Annotated in this window: 19 protein-coding genes and 1 tRNA gene; 7 read left to right on the top strand and 13 right to left on the bottom strand. The window is 71.0% G+C overall.

Going from position 1 to position 16,656, the window contains the following annotated elements; all coding sequences use genetic code 11:
• Position 1 precedes the first annotated feature (1 nt).
• Entirely contained in the window at positions 2-265 is a 264-nt protein-coding gene (locus tag H504_RS0111715) for a hypothetical protein (RefSeq protein ID WP_157440356.1), read from the top strand.
• Here the strand turns inward: H504_RS0111715 and H504_RS0111720 are convergent.
• Both H504_RS0111720 and H504_RS0111725 read right to left on the bottom strand, forming a co-directional pair.
• Positions 246-842: a nitroreductase family protein gene (locus H504_RS0111720; RefSeq protein ID WP_035304063.1), complete on the bottom strand. Its 597-nt coding sequence runs from the start codon at positions 840-842 to the stop codon at positions 246-248. The two genes, H504_RS0111715 and H504_RS0111720, sit on opposite strands and share 20 nt — an antisense overlap.
• Complete coding sequence (locus H504_RS0111725; protein WP_026422914.1) at positions 832-2,043, bottom strand: membrane protein; 1,212 nt, start codon at positions 2,041-2,043, stop codon at positions 832-834. Before H504_RS0111725 ends, H504_RS0111720 begins: the two co-directional genes overlap by 11 nt.
• 177 nt (positions 2,044-2,220) lie before the next feature.
• On the opposite strand from H504_RS0111725, the gene H504_RS0111730 reads away from it, so the two are divergent.
• Positions 2,221-3,486 (top strand): aspartate kinase, encoded by a 1,266-nt coding sequence (locus H504_RS0111730; protein WP_026422915.1) that lies wholly within the window; start codon positions 2,221-2,223, stop codon positions 3,484-3,486.
• Between the two features lies 1 nt (position 3,487).
• The gene (locus tag H504_RS0111735) at positions 3,488-4,555 is read left to right on the top strand and encodes an aspartate-semialdehyde dehydrogenase (protein WP_026422916.1); all 1,068 of its coding nucleotides are present in this window, start codon (positions 3,488-3,490) and stop codon (positions 4,553-4,555) included.
• 50 nt (positions 4,556-4,605) lie between these two features.
• On the opposite strand, the gene H504_RS0111740 is transcribed toward H504_RS0111735, so the two are convergent.
• Positions 4,606-5,784: an MFS transporter gene (locus H504_RS0111740; RefSeq protein ID WP_026422917.1), complete on the bottom strand. Its 1,179-nt coding sequence runs from the start codon at positions 5,782-5,784 to the stop codon at positions 4,606-4,608.
• Between the two features lie 386 nt (positions 5,785-6,170).
• Between H504_RS0111740 and H504_RS38605 the strand changes: the two genes are divergently transcribed.
• Positions 6,171-6,881, top strand: a complete 711-nt coding sequence (locus tag H504_RS38605; protein WP_026422918.1) for a hypothetical protein — start codon at positions 6,171-6,173, stop codon at positions 6,879-6,881.
• Positions 6,882-7,061: 180 nt separating this feature from the next.
• Here the strand turns inward: H504_RS38605 and H504_RS0111750 are convergent, their stop codons facing one another.
• Positions 7,062-7,706 (bottom strand): hypothetical protein, encoded by a 645-nt coding sequence (locus H504_RS0111750; RefSeq protein WP_051385750.1) that lies wholly within the window; start codon positions 7,704-7,706, stop codon positions 7,062-7,064.
• A gap of 76 nt (positions 7,707-7,782) precedes the next feature.
• On the bottom strand, positions 7,783-8,529 hold the full coding sequence (locus tag H504_RS0111755) for a hypothetical protein (RefSeq protein WP_026422920.1): 747 nt from the start codon (positions 8,527-8,529) through the stop codon (positions 7,783-7,785).
• An 83-nt stretch (positions 8,530-8,612) separates the two neighbouring features.
• On the opposite strand from H504_RS0111755, the gene H504_RS0111760 reads away from it, so the two are divergent.
• The gene (locus tag H504_RS0111760) at positions 8,613-10,478 is read left to right on the top strand and encodes a S9 family peptidase (protein WP_026422921.1); all 1,866 of its coding nucleotides are present in this window, start codon (positions 8,613-8,615) and stop codon (positions 10,476-10,478) included.
• Here H504_RS0111760 and H504_RS0111765 read toward each other — a convergent pair.
• The 4 genes from H504_RS0111765 to H504_RS0111780 form a co-directional block, all read right to left on the bottom strand.
• Positions 10,465-11,514 carry an alpha/beta hydrolase gene (locus tag H504_RS0111765; protein WP_026422922.1) on the bottom strand — a complete coding sequence of 350 codons (1,050 nt, stop codon included), beginning with the start codon at positions 11,512-11,514 and terminating at the stop codon, positions 10,465-10,467. The genes H504_RS0111760 and H504_RS0111765 overlap by 14 nt on opposite strands.
• Before the next feature lie 24 nt (positions 11,515-11,538).
• Positions 11,539-12,117 carry an NADPH-dependent FMN reductase gene (locus tag H504_RS0111770; protein ID WP_211239303.1) on the bottom strand — a complete coding sequence of 193 codons (579 nt, stop codon included), beginning with the start codon at positions 12,115-12,117 and terminating at the stop codon, positions 11,539-11,541.
• Positions 12,118-12,509: 392 nt separating this feature from the next.
• Positions 12,510-12,583 (bottom strand) — tRNA-Pro (locus tag H504_RS0111775).
• Positions 12,584-12,603: 20 nt separating this feature from the next.
• Positions 12,604-13,575, bottom strand: coding sequence for a metallophosphoesterase (locus H504_RS0111780; RefSeq protein ID WP_026422924.1), 972 nt, complete (start codon positions 13,573-13,575; stop codon positions 12,604-12,606).
• A 52-nt stretch (positions 13,576-13,627) separates the two neighbouring features.
• On the opposite strand from H504_RS0111780, the gene H504_RS0111785 reads away from it, so the two are divergent.
• Entirely contained in the window at positions 13,628-14,098 is a 471-nt protein-coding gene (locus H504_RS0111785; RefSeq protein WP_026422925.1) for a GatB/YqeY domain-containing protein, read from the top strand.
• 47 nt (positions 14,099-14,145) lie between these two features.
• Here the strand turns inward: H504_RS0111785 and H504_RS38610 are convergent, their stop codons facing one another.
• From H504_RS38610 to sp36, 4 genes are read right to left on the bottom strand one after another with little or no spacing between them, the layout of a single operon-like run.
• Complete coding sequence (locus H504_RS38610) at positions 14,146-15,024, bottom strand: hypothetical protein (protein ID WP_051385751.1); 879 nt, start codon at positions 15,022-15,024, stop codon at positions 14,146-14,148.
• A gap of 20 nt (positions 15,025-15,044) precedes the next feature.
• On the bottom strand, positions 15,045-15,635 hold the full coding sequence (locus H504_RS0111795) for a hypothetical protein (RefSeq protein WP_026422926.1): 591 nt from the start codon (positions 15,633-15,635) through the stop codon (positions 15,045-15,047).
• On the bottom strand, positions 15,632-16,087 hold the full coding sequence (locus H504_RS0111800) for a RidA family protein (RefSeq protein WP_026422927.1): 456 nt from the start codon (positions 16,085-16,087) through the stop codon (positions 15,632-15,634). Before H504_RS0111800 ends, H504_RS0111795 begins: the two co-directional genes overlap by 4 nt.
• 1 nt (position 16,088) lies before the next feature.
• Positions 16,089-16,247 (bottom strand): Sp36 family protein, encoded by a 159-nt coding sequence (gene sp36 / locus H504_RS41085; protein WP_211239307.1) that lies wholly within the window; start codon positions 16,245-16,247, stop codon positions 16,089-16,091.
• Positions 16,248-16,407: 160 nt separating this feature from the next.
• Here sp36 and H504_RS0111810 point away from each other — a divergent pair, with 160 nt between their 5' ends.
• On the top strand, positions 16,408-16,656 hold the full coding sequence (locus H504_RS0111810; RefSeq protein ID WP_026422928.1) for a hypothetical protein: 249 nt from the start codon (positions 16,408-16,410) through the stop codon (positions 16,654-16,656).

Genomic DNA, 16,656 nt, shown 5'->3' on the forward strand with positions numbered 1-16,656 from the left:
CTTGGCCGGCGTGGTCCGGTGGGTTGGGCTGCTCGTCGCCGCGCTGTTGGTGGTGCACGTCGTGTTGGTGATGGCCAACGCGGACCGGGGCAACGTGATCAGCGCGCAGGTGCGTGAGTTCGCCGAGCCGTTGGCGTTGTGGTTCCGGACGTTGTTCACCCTGGACGACGTCAAATTGGGTGTGCTCATCAACTTCGGGATCGCCGTCGTGTGCTGGCTTGTTGTGTCCACTGTGGTCAGCAAGCTCATCCGTCGGCTGGGTTGAGCGGTGTCCCCCACCGGTCGGTGAACACCGTGTCGGTGCTCGGTTTCCGGTGCCGGGGCGCGGTTTCCCGGCCCCGCTTGTCCTCGGGCAGCAGCTCGGGCGGTCCCAGCACACCGATCGCGATGGCGGTCAGCGGCCGCACCGACGCGGGCAGGTCGAACTCCACTGTGGCGCCGGGCGCGTCGAACCCCGCCATCTGGTGCGCGACAAGACCTTCCGCGACCGCTTGCAGGACAAGGTTTTCCGCCGCCAACCCCACTCCGTATTCGGCGTAGGGGATTTCGCCCTTCTCGTTCTCGGTTTCCGCGCACGCGATCACCAGCGCTCCCGCGGCGTACGCCCATGCCTGGTTGCCGCGGTTCAGCAGTGCGAGGATCCGGTCGAACGTGCCGCTCCCCCGCAGTCCGGCGACGAACCGGGCGGGCTGGGTGTTGCCGTACGAGGGCGCCCAGCGCGCGGCCTCCAGCACCCGGTGGAGCGCCGCCCCGGTCACCACGCCTGCGGGGTCGAGCGCGCGGGGGCTCCAGCGGTCCCGGATCAGCGGGTGCAGGTCGTCGGGCGGGCCGTCAGATCGCATAGCCCCACGCTGTCACGGCGTAAGCACCGAACCACGAGCCGGTCAGCACGACGGCGGCGACGGTCAGCGTGGCCGTCGACCGCTTCCGCTTCGCCAGCGCGAGCGCGACCGGGATGAGCAGCGCGAACGCCGGGACCATCAGCCGGACCTTGGAGTTCATCAGGCCGTTCGAGCACAGGTCCATCACCAACACACCGGCGGTGTAGACGAGCAGCGGACACGCCATCCGCTGCTTGGCCGCGACGCCGAACAACACCAGGGCGACCACGATCAACCCGACCGTGGCGACCTCCAGCACGGACCGGGCGTCGGCGAGCACGTCCAGACTGAACTTGACCGTGGCCGCGCCGCCGTCGAACCCCGATGCCCACCCGCGCTCCTGCAGGGCGAACCAGCCGTCCCAAGATCCGGTGCGCGCGCCGACCCAGGCCAGGTAGCCGAGCAGCCCGAGTGGGGCGAGCAGCGCGCCGACCCAGGGCCGCCAGCCGTCCCGCCGCTTGATGATCGCGACCAGCGCGGCGAGCCCGATGGTCAGCACCAGCGCCGCCGCCGTCGGCCGGACCAGGCCCGCGAACGCGCAGGCCAGCCCCGCCTCGATCCAGCGGCGTTCGAGCACGAACACCAGCGCCCACACGGCAAGGGCGCAGAACACGGCCTCCGAGTAGGCCATGGACAGCACGATCCCCATCGGCGCACCGGCGAACAGGGCGACCAAGAGCAACCCGGCCGCCCGCGAACCGCCCCCGATCGACTTCCCCAACCGGGCGAGGCCGTACGCGCAGAGCACGCCGAACGCGATCGTCACCGCGAGCGCCGAGGGCATCAACCGGAACCCGAGGTCGTGCACCCAGCCGACCAGCGTCGGGTACCCGGGGAAGAACGCCAGTGGCGTCTCCGCGCTGCGCCTGCCGAACGCGTCGACCAGGTTGGCGGGCACACCGCCGTACCCGTTGGCCGCGATCGACAGGAACCACTGCCCGTCCCACGACCGCAGGGCGTCCGTCGCCGACGTCCCGTTGCGCCCGGCCATCCAGCTCAGCGCGAGCAGCCCGACCTCGCGCACCCCCAGGTACACCAGCGCGGGCGCCAACGCCCACAGCACCGGCCACGGCCCGAACCGCCGTTGGCGCGCGGCCTCGACCGCCGGCTCCCGCTCCGCCACGGCGCCCACGGCCGCACTGGTCATGTCCGTGGCGGACACCGCGATCCTCCCCGACTCGTCTCGCTCGGTGAACCAACAGTAACCGCCGCCGACAGCGCAGTGGCGGGTGCCACACGAGCGGCCGGACCAGCATGATGGCGCAGGTAGGCTCTGCGCGACATGCGGCGTGGACCGACCCCGGTGGCACGCGCATCCGGCAGGAGGAGGTTGCACGCAGTGGCGCTCGTCGTCCAGAAGTACGGCGGATCCTCGCTCGAGTCCGCCGACCGGATCAAACGCGTCGCCGAGCGGATCGTGGCCACGCGGAAAGCGGGCAACGAGGTCGTCGTTGTCTGCTCCGCCATGGGCGACACGACCGACGAGCTGCTCGACCTCGCCAAACAGGTCAACCCGGTGCCGCCGGAGCGCGAGATGGACATGCTGCTGACCGCGGGTGAGCGCATCTCCAACTCGCTGGTCGCGATGGCCATCAGCGCGCTGGGCGCCGAGGCGCGCTCGTTCTCCGGCTCGCAGGCCGGCGTGATCACCACGTCCCGGCACGGCAAGGCGCGGATCATCGACGTCACCCCGAGCCGGGTGCGCGAGGCACTGGACAAGGGCCACATCGTGCTGGTGGCCGGGTTCCAGGGCGTCAGCCAGGACACCAAGGACATCACCACGCTGGGCCGCGGCGGGTCGGACACCACCGCGGTCGCGCTCGCCGCGGCGCTCAACGCCGACGTGTGCGAGATCTACACCGACGTGGACGGCGTCTACACCGCCGACCCGCGGATCGTGCCGGACGCCAAGAAGCTGGACCGGGTCACCTACGAGGAGATGCTCGAGATGGCGGCGGGCGGGGCGAAGGTCCTGATGCTGCGCTGCGTCGAGTACGCGCGTCGCTACGGGGTGCCCATCCACGTCCGTTCGTCGTACAGCACCAAGCCGGGGACGGTGGTCTCCGGGTCAATGGAGGACTTGACCGTGGAACAGGCGATGATCACCGGCGTCGCGCACGACCGGTCCGAGGCCAAGGTGACCGTGGTCGGCGTGCCGGACACCGCGGGTGTTGCCGCGCGGATCTTCCGCACCGTCGCGGACACCGAGATCGACATCGACATGGTGCTGCAGAACGTGTCCAGCACGGTGTCCGGCAAGACCGACATCACCTTCACGCTCTCCAAGAGCAACGGCCCGGCCGCCGTCGCCGCCCTGGAGAAGATCCGCGAGGAGTTGGGCTTCACCCAGGTCCGCTACGACGACCACGTGGGCAAGGTGTCCCTGGTCGGCGCGGGTATGCGTTCGCACCCCGGGGTGACGGCGACCTTCTGCGAGGCGCTGGCCCGCGCCGGGGTGAACATCGAGATCATCAACACCTCGGAGATCCGCATCTCGGTGCTCATCCGGGACACCCAACTGGACGAGGCGGTACGCGCGATCCACGAGGCGTTCGAACTCGGCGGTGACGAGACCGCCGTCGTCTACGCGGGGAGTGGTCGCTGACATGGCAGGTGGACCTGTGCTCGCGCTGGTCGGTGCGACCGGCGCGGTGGGTACCGTGATGATCGACATCATGAACGGCCGGGCGGACTGGCCGTGGGCCGAGGTGCGGTTGGTCGCCTCGCCCCGGTCGGCCGGGAAGAAGATCACCGTGCGCGGGCGGGAGCTGACCGTGCTCGCGCTGGCGCCGGAGGTGTTCGACGGCGTCGACGTGGCCATGTTCGACGTGCCGGACGAGGTCTCCGCCCGGTGGGCGCCGATCGCGGCCGAGCGCGGCGCGGTGGCGGTGGACAACTCCGGCGCGTTCCGGATGGACGCCGACGTGCCGCTGGTGGTGCCGGAGGTCAACCGGGACAAGGCGGCCGACCGGCCGCGCGGGATCATCTCGAACCCGAACTGCACGACGCTGTCGATGATGGCGTCGCTGGGCGCGCTGCACCGCGCGTTCGGCCTGCGCGAGCTGGTCGTGGCCTCGTACCAGGCGGCGTCCGGCGCGGGCCAGGACGGCATCGACCGGCTCTACGCCGAGTACGCGGCGGTGGCGGGCAAGCAGGTCGGGGTCCGCGCGGGCGACGTGCGCGAGGCGCTGACCGCGGCCGGTCTGTCCCAGGAGGACTCCCCGTTCCCGGCGCCGCTGGCGCTGAACGTGGTGCCGTGGGCCGGTTCGCTCAAGCCGGACGGCTGGAACAGCGAGGAGCTCAAGGTCCGCAACGAGGCCCGCAAGATCCTCGGCATCCCGGACCTGAAGGTGTCGGCGACCTGCGTCCGGGTGCCGGTGGTGACCACGCACTCGTTGGCGGTGCACGCGACCTTCGCCGAGCCGGTGACGGTGGCCCAGGCGCACGAGATCTTCGCCGCGCAGCCGTCGATCGTGCTGGTGGACGACCCGGCGCAGGGCGGGTTCCCCACCCCGGCGGACGTGGTGGGCGCCGACCCGACCTACGTCGGCCGGGTGCGGCAGGCGCTGGACTTCCCGAACACGCTGGACTTCTTCGTGTGCGGGGACAACCTGCGCAAGGGCGCGGCGCTGAACACCTACGAGATCGCCGAGAGCCTCACGGCGAACCGGTAGCGGTCTGACGGCTCGGGGGCGGTCCGGATTAGGCCGCCCCCGAGCCGGGTCTAGACGGTGACCGGGGTGTCCGCGCGCCTGCCCGCGGCCGCCAACCAGGCGGCGACGGCGACGGCGACCCCACCCATCCCGGCGACCGCGAAGCCCCACGCGGGCGACGAGTGGTCCACGACGAACCCGATCACCGGGGCGCCGATCGACGAGCCCAGGGTGAACGCCGAACTCTGCAGGCCGGACGCGGCGCCGCGGATCGACGGCGGGGCCAACCTGGCGACCTCCTCACCGGTCGCGGCGACCGTCGGCGCGCAGAGGAAGCTGCACGGCACCAGGGCGAGCGCCAGCAGCCACCAGTCGCCGACGAGGAACGCGACCGGGATGGTCAACGCGCCCATCGCGCCCATCAGCACGACCTGCGGCAGCGACCGGTGGACCGCGCCGTGTACCAGCCCACCGAGGGCCGACGCGGCGCAGATGATCACCACCAGCAGCCCGGTCCAGCTCAACTGCCCGTTCTCGCGCAGCGCCGCGACCATGGTCACGTCCACCCCGGCCAGCACGAACACCGCGCCCGCGCCGACCGCGAGCACCGCGAGGAACCTGGGCGTCAGCCACTGCGACCGCGGCAACCGGGGACCCGCGGTCTGTTCCTCGTGATCGGCCCGGGTGCGCGGGTTGACGACCGCGATGAGGGTGCCGACGACCAGCACGGCCAGGCCGAGGCCGGTGGTGGCCGCCCGCGGCGAGAGCTGGGTGGCCAGCAGCACGGCGACAGCGGGGCCGACCATGTAGGTCAGCTCGACCGAGACCGAGTCCAGCGAGAACGCGGTGCGGCGCAGTTCGTCCGGGACGGTCGCCGCGATGGCCTGCCGGGCGATCGACATGGTCGGCAGCGAGATCAGCCCGCCGACGAACGACAGAACGAGCAGTACCGGGTACGACATGAACCGGGCACCCAGCCAGAACGCCGTCTCGCCCAGGGTGGCGACGACCAGGGCCGGGCGCAGGCCGTACCGGTCGATGGCCACGCCCATCACCGGCGCCCCGACGGCGGCGCCGATGGTCCCGGCCGCGCCGACCAGACCGGCGGCGCCGTAGCTGCCGCCGAGCCCGACGGCGACGTACAGGGTCAGCACCATCGAGGTGGCCGCCACCGGGATGCGGGCGAAGAACATCAGGAGCATCAGCGTCCGCACGCCGGGTAGGCCGAGCATCCGGCGGTAGCGCTGCATGCCCCGATGGCACCTGACCGCACCCGCTCCGGTCAAGCCGATTACCGGGCAACCTTGAGTGATTCCAGACAAGGTGCCCGTCAGCCCCAACCGGGAGCGTGGCCACCCGGCCATCACCCGACCGGTCGGGGCGGGCACCGATCCACCCGGATCGTGCGACCGCCGCCCCTTGGTCAGGCGACGCGGTGAACCGGCACCCGGCATCCATGACAGATGGTTACTGGCCCACCACCTTGCGTCACTCGACGGACCAACCCGCGAATTCCACACCCCTCACGCTCCGATTGATCGTTCCGCAGGCCCCCCGGCAGCGATGGTTTTTCCGGCATTTCCCCGGTACGGATTGGTTTGTCCAACACCATGGACAACCGACAAGGAGAAACTCGATGAACAAGATCGCTCGTTTCGTCGCCGCGGCCGCCGCGGGTAGCGTTCTCGCTCTCGGTGGTGCCGGATTGGCACAGGCTGAAACAGCCGCCCCCGCGCCGGCGCCCGTCGAGCGGATCCAGACGGCCGACGCTGCCCTGCAGCAGGCCGTCGCCAACCAGGACCTAGCCGGTGTGCGCACGGCGTACAACGATCTGCGCACCGCTCTGGCCCAGTCCGGAGACCAGAACGCGGCACAGCTCGACGCCGCGCTCGGCAACCTCGAGCGCGGTCTACCCGGCCTGTCCGGTCTGCCCGTCGACCCGACCAGTCTGCTCAGCGGCGCAGGAAACCCGCTGTCGATCGTGCAGAGCCTGGTCAACACCGTGACCGGCCTGCTCAGCAGCCTGCTCGGTGGCGGACTCGGTGGCCTGACCGGTGTCGTCACCGGTGCGACCGGCGGCCTCCCCGGCGTCGGCACCGTCACCGGTGCGACCGGCGGCCTGCCCGGCCTCGGCGCGGTGACCGGCCTGCTCGGCGGCCTGCCCGGCCTCAGCTCGCTGACCAGCCTGCTCGGCAACGTGCCGGTCCTCGGCAGCCTGCTCGGCGGGGCGACCGGCGCGACCGGTGGCGCGACCGGCGCCGCCAGCGGCCTGCTGGGCAACCTGCCGCTGGTGGGTGGCCTGCTCGGTGGTCTGCCGATCCTCGGCAGCCTGCTCGGCGGTCACTGACCCGCACCCCGCTGCACCTCGCTCTCGGCACCGTGTGTTGATCAAGCTCTATCGTGTGGTGTGCCGATAGTGGCAGCACGGGCCGGTAATCCGATCCATGCCCGGGATCGGATTACCGGCCCTTTTTCCTGGGCCCTCCACTAATTCGGGACAATGCTGAATTCGTCCGACAAAGCTGCATCAGGGCGCGGTGGAATACCAATGCGTCGTGTACGCGGACGCCTCGGCCGCCAACCACGCGTCCAGGTTCGGGATATTCGTGTTACGCGCCAGCCGGTGCTCGCGGGCCCGCCGGAGGTCGACGACCAGCGGCTCGGCGCCGGGTAAGACCTCGTCGACGCGGACGGCGAGCAGCCGCAGCGCCGCGTTCGCCGCGTCCCTGGTCAGCGGGGCTTCCTTGAGGTGGAACAGCACCGCCCGCAGCCCGCCGGAGCGGCCGCGCACGGCCAGGTGCGGCGCCACCGTCAACTCCAGGTCGGCGAACCGCACGATCGTCGCCCCGCAGGGCACCGGCGTCACCCGCGCCTTGCGCCACCAGGCCAGAAAACCCGCCGCGACCTGCTCGTACGCCCTCGGCTGGCCGGTCAACTCGGCCGCGGACACCGCCTCGGCCAGCACCCCCGCCGGGTCGTCGGCGCGGGCGGCCCGCTCGATGGCGGCCAGCATCGGCCGGTAGAAGACCCGGCCGTAGTGCTCGGGTACCCCGTCCCGCTCGTGCGCGGACACCACGATCTCGGTCCGCCGCCGCCGATCACCCGCCGCGTACTCGGCGAAGGCGGTCGCGCTCGTCCCCACGGCGCCAGTCCCCACGGTGCCAGTCGACACATTGGCTCCCCTCGTTCGAACACCGACCACCAGCATACCGCACAAGTGTTCGAAAGAGGGGGCTTGACCTGCGATTTCAGCGGATCTCGACGAACGTGTCGACGACCTTGTCCAGGGCGGGGCCGGAGGTCGCGCGGGCGGATTCCAGGGTCCAGCCGATCACCTGGTAGTAGCCCCGCCGGCCCTCGACGAGGGTGTACCAGAAGACCGTCGGGTGGCCGCTGACCCGCATGGTGACCTCGTAGCGGACCGCGGCCATGCCGTTGAGGCGCAGCGCGGTCGGCCCGGACACCACCTTCTGGTCCTCGCGGCCGCGGATCAGGTTCTCCACCCCCACCTGGAAGTCGGCGAAGTCGTCGAAGTCGGTGGTCTTGTCGGTGATCACCATCAGGTAGCGCTCCTGGAAGATCTGCCCGTAGGTGAGCACCGCGTCCGGGCTGCGGTACTTGGCCGGGAGCTCGGCCCAGTCGTCGGGCACGCCGACCTGGACCCGGCCGTCGGTCGAGGTGATGACCTTGGTCTTGGTGACCTCGGTCGGCGCGGCGCGCTCGGCCGGTTTGGTCGACACGGACAGCCAGACGACCCCGCCGACCAACCCGACCAGGACGACGGCCAGCACCACCAACCACGTCCGGCGGCGCTTGGGCTGGATGGTGTCGGACAGCGTCGACCAGGGGTACTCCTGCGGCGGTGGACCGTACGGCGCCTGCTGCCCGGGTGACGCAAACGGTTGCGGGTCGGACGGTCGCAGGTCCGACGGCCGCGGCGCGGGGAAGACGGGTGGTACCGGGTCCGGGGTGGACCCCGGCGTCGGTTCGGTCATCGCGACTCGTGCCCCCAGGTCACGTGCGGTTCCCGCGCGATCGGCGGGCGACGCGAGTGTAATCGCCTGGCAGGATCAACCGGGTGAGCACCAACAGCGCTGACCAGCCCGCCGCCCGCGAGGCCGAGGTCCCGGAGCACCTGTTCGCCGACGACGAGCAGGCCGAGGCCCGCTGGCGGGCGCGGTTCCACGCGGCGCGGGTCACCCTGCCGGACTGGGCGCTGGCGGCCCCGGACCGCACCGTGTACACGTCCAACGCGAGCGGCGTGTGGGAGGTGTACGCCTGGGACCGGGCGACCGACACGCACCGCCAGGTCACCGACCGCCCCAACGGCACCCTGTACTCGACGGTCTCACCGGACGGCGAGCACATCTGGTGGTTCGCCGACACCGACGGCGACGAGTTCGGCACGTGGGTGTCCGAGCCGTTCGCGGGTCGGCCCGCGGGCGCGGAGGCCGTTCCGGCGATGGCCGCCGCGAAGCCCGGGTACCCGGCGGGACTGGAGATCGGCGACCACGTGCGCGCGATCGGGGTCGCGGACGACGACGGCACCACGATCTACCTGTCGCGCGGCGGTGCCGACGGCGAGGTGATCTACCAGAACGAGCACGACGGCGGCGTGTCCGCCCTCTCGCGCGACGAGACCCTGCTTGCCATCGCCCACTCCGAACACGGCGACAACCGGCACCCCGCGTTGCGCGTGCTGTCGGTCGCCGATGGCTCTACCGTCGTCGAGAAGTGGGACGGCAAGGGCAACGGTCTTAGCGGTATCGCGTTCAGCCCGATCTCGGGTGACCAGCGGCTGCTGGTGCTGCACGAACGGCGCGGCCGCGAGGAACTGCTGATCTGGGACATCAAGGCCGACACCGAGCAGGAAATCACCCTTGACTTGCCCGGCGAGGTCGAGGCGGGCTGGTACACCGATGGCACGGCGCTGCTGGTCATGCACACCCACGAGGCGCGCAACACGCTGCACCGGTACGACATCACGTCCGGCAGACTGACCACTTTGGACACCCCAGCCGGGACGATCGGCTCAGCGCACACCCGCCCGGACGGCACCGTCGAGTACTCCTGGTCCAGCGCCGCCGAGCCGTCCGTCGTGCGCGCGCTGTTCAGCGACGGCACCGAACGGGTCCTGCTCACCCCGCCCGGCGACCGCGCTCCCGGGAGCGCGCGGCTCACGGATGCCTTCGTGGAGACCGAGAACGGCACGGTGCACGCCCTCGTCGCCCGTCCTACCGACGCGCCCGAAGGCCCGCTGCCAACCGTGTTCAGCCTGCACGGCGGCCCGCACGCGTCCGACGAGGACCGGTTCTCGGCGTATCGCGCGATGTGGGTCGACGCGGGGTTCGCGGTCGTACACGTCAACTACCGCGGTTCTACCGGCTACGGTTCCGTGTGGCGTGACGCGATCGAAGGCAGGCCAGGTCTTACCGAGCTTGCCGACGTTGCCGCCGTACACGCGTGGGCAGTGTCGTCGGGCTTGGCGGACCCCGCGCGCTGTGTCGTGAACGGCGCCTCGTGGGGCGGCTACCTCGCGCTGTTGGCACTGGGCACGCAGCCCGATCTGTGGGCCGCGGGCGTCGCGGGTGTGCCCGTCGCGGATTACCTCGCCGCCTACGAGGACGAGATGGAACCGTTGCGCGCGTTCGACCGCGCCCTCTTCGGCGGTTCCCCCGCCGAGCTGCACGACCGGTACGTCGAATGCTCGCCGATTACCTACGTCGATCAGGTGAGCGCGCCCGTCCTGATCCTGGCGGGCGAGAACGACCCGCGGTGCCCCATCCGCCAGATCGACAACTACCTGGAGCGGTTGGCAGCACGGAACCACCCGCACAGGGTCTACCGCTACGACGCGGGCCACGGCTCCCTCGTCGTCGCGGAGACCATCAAGCAGTCGCTGATCGAGCTGTACTTCGCTCTACGCGCGCTCAACCTCCGGTGAGTGCCAGCGCCGCCTTGAGCGTTGTCACACCTTCCTGGAGGGCGTCGCGGAATCGTTGGCCCGCAGCCAGGTAGTTGATGTAACCGTGGATGAGGTCGGCCTGCCGGGACAGGATCACCGGCACGCCGGCCTCTCTTAGCGCGTCCGCGAGCGCTTCGCCTTCATCGCGAAGAGGATCGAACCCGGCCGTGGCGATGTAAGCCGGTGGCAGTCCCGTTAGGTCTTCCGCACGCGCGATGGACAGCCGGACATCACCGCGTTTGTCCTTGTCCGGGACGTAGTGGTCGGCGAACCAGTCCATGTCCGTGTCGGTGAGGAAGAAGCCGGTGGCGAAGAGTTCTCGAGAACGGCGCCGGACAGTGGCATCCGCACCCGGGTAGAACAAGAGCTGGAACACCGGCTTGGGCTTACCCGCGCGCACCGCCTGGTACGCCGTCACCGCCGCCAGGTTCCCGCCAGCAGAGTCACCACCCACCGCGATCCGCCGCGGATCGACCCCGAGCTCGCGCGCGTGCTCGACGGCGTACAGGTAGGCCGCGAAGGCATCGTCGACCGCCGCCGGGAACGGGTGCTCCGGTGCGAGCCGGTAGTCGACTGACAACACCTTCACCCCGCCGTTCTTGGCGATGAACCGGCACGAGTTGTCGTGGGTGTCGAGGTCACCGATGACCCACCCGCCACCGTGGTAGAAGACCAACAGCGGCGCCTGATCATCAACCCCGCGCGGCGTGTACAGCCGCCCAGGGACGCCACCCAGATCAAGTCCTCTTACCTCCACGGGCTCGATCGGCGCACCACAGATAGAGCGACTGGACTTCACCAACCGCACCCTGGACTGCTGCGGGTCACCGCCCGCCATACCGCTGCCGTTGACCAGGCGGTTGAGCAACAGCAGCAGTTGCGCGTCCACCGCCAACTCCTGCCCATCGATGCGGACAGGCCTACCCACAACCAGCCGCTTCACCGACCTGGGCAGCGCGTACACCGCCCGCACCAGCGCGGCCTGAACCCGCCACGGAACCACGTCGAGCACCATTCCCGGCACCTCCTCGGCGCCAGGTTACCCGTCAGTAGCCGCCCGGTTCGCCGCGAACTCGACCACCTGTCGCCCGATCAACCGCAACGCGTCCGGCACCGACGGGTCAGAGCACTCCCCGTCCTCCCCGAACCGCGTCTGAAGCGTGTTCACCGCCACCCCCAACGGCGTCGGCCAGGCCCGCAACGCGTGCGTGATCGACCGCAACGCCGACAACGTGTTCACCGCCGCCTGCCACCCCGCCGCCGTCGCCACGCACCCCACCGCGCGCCCGTCCAGGTAGACCCGCTCGTCCTCCCGCAGGTCCTCCACGTAGTCCAGGGCGTTCTTCACCAGCCCCGACACCGTCCCGTGGTACCCCGGCGACACCAACACCACCCCATCGGCGCCCCGCAACGCCTCCACCAGCCGCAACGCCGCCCCCGTCCGCTCCCCCACCCCCGGGTCGTAGAACGGCAAGACCAACTCCGCCCCCACCAACGCCGTCGTCTTGGCCCCCGCCTCAGCCGCCCCCGCCAACACCACCCCCAACGCCCGCTCCGACTGCGACCCCGCCCGCAGCGACCCGCCAATACCCACCACCGAGATCGTCACCCACCGCATCCTTCCATCGCCTCCCCCGACCGTACGACCTCCACTCCGGTAGAGCTCCACCTCACGAGACCCCCATTACACATCCCTCAGTCCCCAGGCCAACGCCACAAAGACCAACGCCACAGCAGCCAATGGCTCAAGAGAGGAAAGACCAAGAGGACAGAGAAATGAGAACAAGGCGGAAACGAACGAACGACCCAGCCACACCATCCCCAACCGGCCCTCACCACACCATGGGCGACAAGCCCATTGGTTACCTACTCGATGTGAGGGCCGACAGGCCGAGCGAGCAACGGCGGGTCGGGAGTGACCGCACCGTGGGGGTCTGGGGGTCGCCCGCCAGATACGACAACGGGCGACCCACCTCACGCCTTCTGTGAGGACAGATCGCCCAGAGTCCGTCGGGGTGACAGGATTTGAACCTGCGGCCTCTTCGTCCCGAACGAAGCGCGCTACCAAGCTGCGCCACACCCCGAAAGTGGAACGACGGGAAGTCTATCTGACGCGGGCGCCTGCTCCGAATCGGGCCCCTGGGACGCCTTCTTGGGCGGGGTCGTTGCTGGTCAGGCGGGGTACGAGGGTGAGCAGGCTGGCTTCGGGGGGGCAGGCGAAGCGGATGGGGGCGTAGGGGCTGGTGCCGAGGCCCGCGGACACGTGGAGCCACGTGTGGTGGCCCCAGCGGGATGAGCCGCGGGCGCGGGCGCGGTCGAGGTCACAGTTGGTGACGATGGCGCCGTAGCCGGGGATGCGGAGTTGGCCGCCGTGGGTGTGGCCTGCCATGACCAGGTCGTAGCCGTCTTCGGCGAAGCGGTCGAGGACACGGGGTTCGGGGGAATGGGTGACGCCGAGGCGGAGGGTGGCTTGGCGGTCGGGTTTGCCCGCGATGTCGTCGTAGCGGTCGCGGTGGAGGTGGGGGTCGTCGACGCCCGCGGCGGCGATGGTGCGGCCGTCGACGGTGAAGAGGGTGCGGTTGTGGGTGAGGTCGATCCAGCCGCGTTCGAGCATGGCGGCGCGGAGGTCCTGCCACGGGAGGGGGACGCCGTGGATGCGCTTCTTCGACGGGAAGAGGTACCTGGCGGGGTTCTTCGGCTTGGGCGCGTAGTAGTCGTTGCTGCCGAAGACGAAGACGCCGGGGCGATTGAGCAGGGGGCCGAGGGCGCGGACGACGGCGGGGACGGCCTGCCGGTGGGCGAGGTTGTCGCCGGTGTTGACGACCAGGTCGGGGTTGAGGTCGTCGAGGGCGGCGACCCAGCGCTGCTTCGACTTCTGCCCCGGCAACATGTGCAGGTCGGAGATGTGCAGGACGCGGAGGGGGCGGGCGCCTTCGGCGAGGACCGGGATGGTGGCCTGGCGCAGGGTCCAGCGGGTGCGTTCGTAGCCCGCGGCGTAGGCGATGGTGGCCGCGCCGAGCGCGGTGGTGCCGATGGCGATGCGGCCGAGGGTCCTCACTGCGTCACTCACGTCCACGAGGGTACGGGTTCGGCGCACCGGGGTTGAACGATCAGTAGGGTTACCGGTCATGGCCGAGCTGAAGAACCGCCTGCAGGCGGACCTCACCACCGCGTTGAAGGCCCGGGAGAAGACCCGGCTGGCCACCTTGCGGATGGCGCTGGCGGCGGTGACCAATGAGGAAGTGGCGGGCACCGAGGCGCGCGAGCTGTCCGACGACGAGGTCCTCAAGGTGCTGGCCCGCGAGGTCCGCAAGCGCAAGGAGGCCGCGGAGGCGTTCTCCGGCGCGGGCCGCGCCGAGCAGGCCCAACTGGAACTGGACGAGGCCGAGGTGCTGACCGCGTACCTGCCAGAGCAACTCGACGACGCCGAGGTCGCGGCCCTGGTCGACGAGGCGTTCGCCGAGGTCACCGCCCAGTTGGGTGCGGCACCGGGCCAGCGGCAGATGGGTCAGGTCATGAAGGCCGCCAACGCGAAGGTCGCCGGTCGCGCCGAGGGCGCCCGCGTCGCGGCGGCGGTGAAGGCGAAGCTCGCGGGCTGACGAACCCACAAGTCCCCCATTCGGTGGAATGGGGGACTTCCCGGGTGTCAGGAGAGGTTGTCCGGCGGCAGCGGGACCCCGTTGACCATGGTTGACGTGTTGGCGTCGTGCCAGTCGTACGGTTGGCCGTTGAGGTCCGGCTCGCCTTGTTCGCGGCGGGCGAGTTCCTCCTGGAGCTGGCGCAGGAGGCCGAGTTCCTGGTCGTTGAGGGATTCGTCCGGGTCCTCGGTGGGGCCTGCCGCCCAGGGCTTGGGTGGGGTGGGCTTGGCGACGACCGTGGTGTTCTTGCGCGGGGTGTGCACCTCGGTGGCGTACCGCATGGCCGTGTGGTGGTAGTCGGTCGGCTCGGTGCCGTCGCGCAGCACCTCGACGGACGCGGTGAGGCCCGCGCGGCGTAAGGCGTGTTCCACCCGGTACGCGGTGGCCGCGGCGGACCCGGTGGGGCCGACGCCGATGAGGACGACGCGGTGCGGGACGGCGCCGGTGGCGGCGCCGGACGGGGTCAGCCGCCAGACGGCCCACACGGCGCGGATGTCCGGGAGGGCTTCGAGAACCTTGCCGATCGCCTCGGAGACGCCCTGTTCCGCGCCGACGCCGTCGACCTTGCCCACGCCGAAGCGGTGTCGGGTCATCAGGTCCGGTTCGACCACGCGGAGCCGTTCGACGACCGTGGGGTCGGCGTTGGCCAGGGCGAACAGCGCGAGCAGTTCGTCGCGCTCGCCCTTGCTGACCCCGACCGGTCCGGCGACCACGCAGCCCGCGACGAGTTCGAGCGCCCGGTCGACCTCGGCGGAGGCCAGCAGTTCACGCGCGTCGGCGAGCGCGTCGTCGTCGAGCCGACCGGCCAGGACGAGCAGCAGGTCGTGCACGCGGACCGGCAGCGCCACCCCCGCCCACGACCCCTTGCCTGGCGAGACCTGCGTCACGTTCCGACCCCTCCCTCTCGCTAGCTGGGCACCAGGTGGCCCTCGGTGACCAGCGGCTCCGACGCCGCCAGCGCGGCGCGGTGGTACTGCGGCAGTTCGACGCCCCGGGGCAGCACCTCCACGGCGGGCTCGTAGGTGCCGAGGGCGCGCAGCACGCGCTGCAGTTCCCCGGTGAGCCGCGGAGCGTCGCCGGTGGTGGTGACCAGCACGACCCTGGCGACCGACCCGGCGGTGCGGCCGCGCCGCCAACTGGAGCGGGCCTCGACCACCTCGGGGCGGCCACGCAGCATCGCGCCGAGCACGACGGCCACCGAGTCGCCCATGCTCACCCATTCGGGCGACTCTGCGGAGAAGGTGTAGTCGAGTTCACCGATTTCGTCCACCCACGGGAGCGCGTTGAGCTTCTCCGCGTCGGCGCCCGCCGACATCAGGGCGTTGACGGCGAGCCGGTACTCGTCGGGGGTGATCGCCACCCGCTCGCGCAGCAGGGTCAGCGGGAGCGCGCGGGCGACGGCGTCGAGCGCGTCGGCCGCGAGCCAGTCCCGGAACCGCCAGAGCTGGCGGTCGCCCAACCGGCCCGCGAGCCGGAGGAGTAATTCGTGCGCGCTCATCCCACCTCCACCACGAGTTCCACCTCGACCGGCACGCCGCGGGGCAGTTCGCTCACGCCGACCGCGGACCGGGCGTGCACGCCCGCGTCGCCGAAGACCTCGCCGTAGAAGTCAGAGGCCCCGTTGACCACCGCGGGCTGGCCGGTGAAGCCGGGCGCGGAGGCCACGTAGCCGACGACCTTGACGACCCGGACGACCGAGTCCAAGCCGACCAGGGCGTCGACCGCGGCGAGGGTGTTCAGCGCGCAGGCCCTGGCCAGCCGCTGGGCTTCCTCAGGGCTGATCTCGGCGCCGACCTTGCCGGTGGCCAGGTCCTCACCCGCGATGACGGGCAGTTGCCCGGAGGTGAACACGAGCGACCCGGAGCGCACGGCGGGCAGGTACGACCCGATCGGCGCGACGACGGGCGGCAGGTCGACACCGAGCTCCCGCAGGCGGGCTCGCCAGCTCATCTCAGGCCGCCTTGGGGCGCTTGAGGTACGCGACCAACTGCTCGCCGGTCGGTCCGGGCAGCACCGAGACCAGCTCCCAGCCATCCTCGCCCCACTGGTCCAGGATCTGCTTGGTCGCGTGGATCAGCAGCGGCACGGTGGCGTATTCCCATTTCGTCAGCTCGGCCAACGCCGGTCCCTCACCTCGTCGCAGGTCGGCCCGGCAGGCGGGCCAAGTCGGGGCCCACCCTAGCCGCTGGCACCGGGTGAGGGACCTCACATCTGCCCGGCGGTGGCTGGACCGGGGTCCGGTCGCGGCCGCGGTCGGTACGGTTCCCGGCATGGAGTCTTGGCGGATCATCGCCACCGCGCTGCTCGGGGTGGCGGGCGCGGTGCTGGTGCTGCTGACGATGGCCAAGGTGCGGGACCGGACCGGGACCGCCGGGTCGGTGGCCATGTGGGGCGCGGTGTCGCTGACCGTCCTGGTGCTGCTGTGCGTGCTGACCGTGACCGTGTTGCCCGCCGCGCTGGTGTGGACGGTGGTCGTGCTGGTCGGCGTGGTGACGTCCGCGCTGCTGCTGGTCGGGTAG

The sequence above is a fragment of the Actinokineospora inagensis DSM 44258 genome (assembly GCF_000482865.1).
Lineage (GTDB): Bacteria > Actinomycetota > Actinomycetes > Mycobacteriales > Pseudonocardiaceae > Actinokineospora > Actinokineospora inagensis.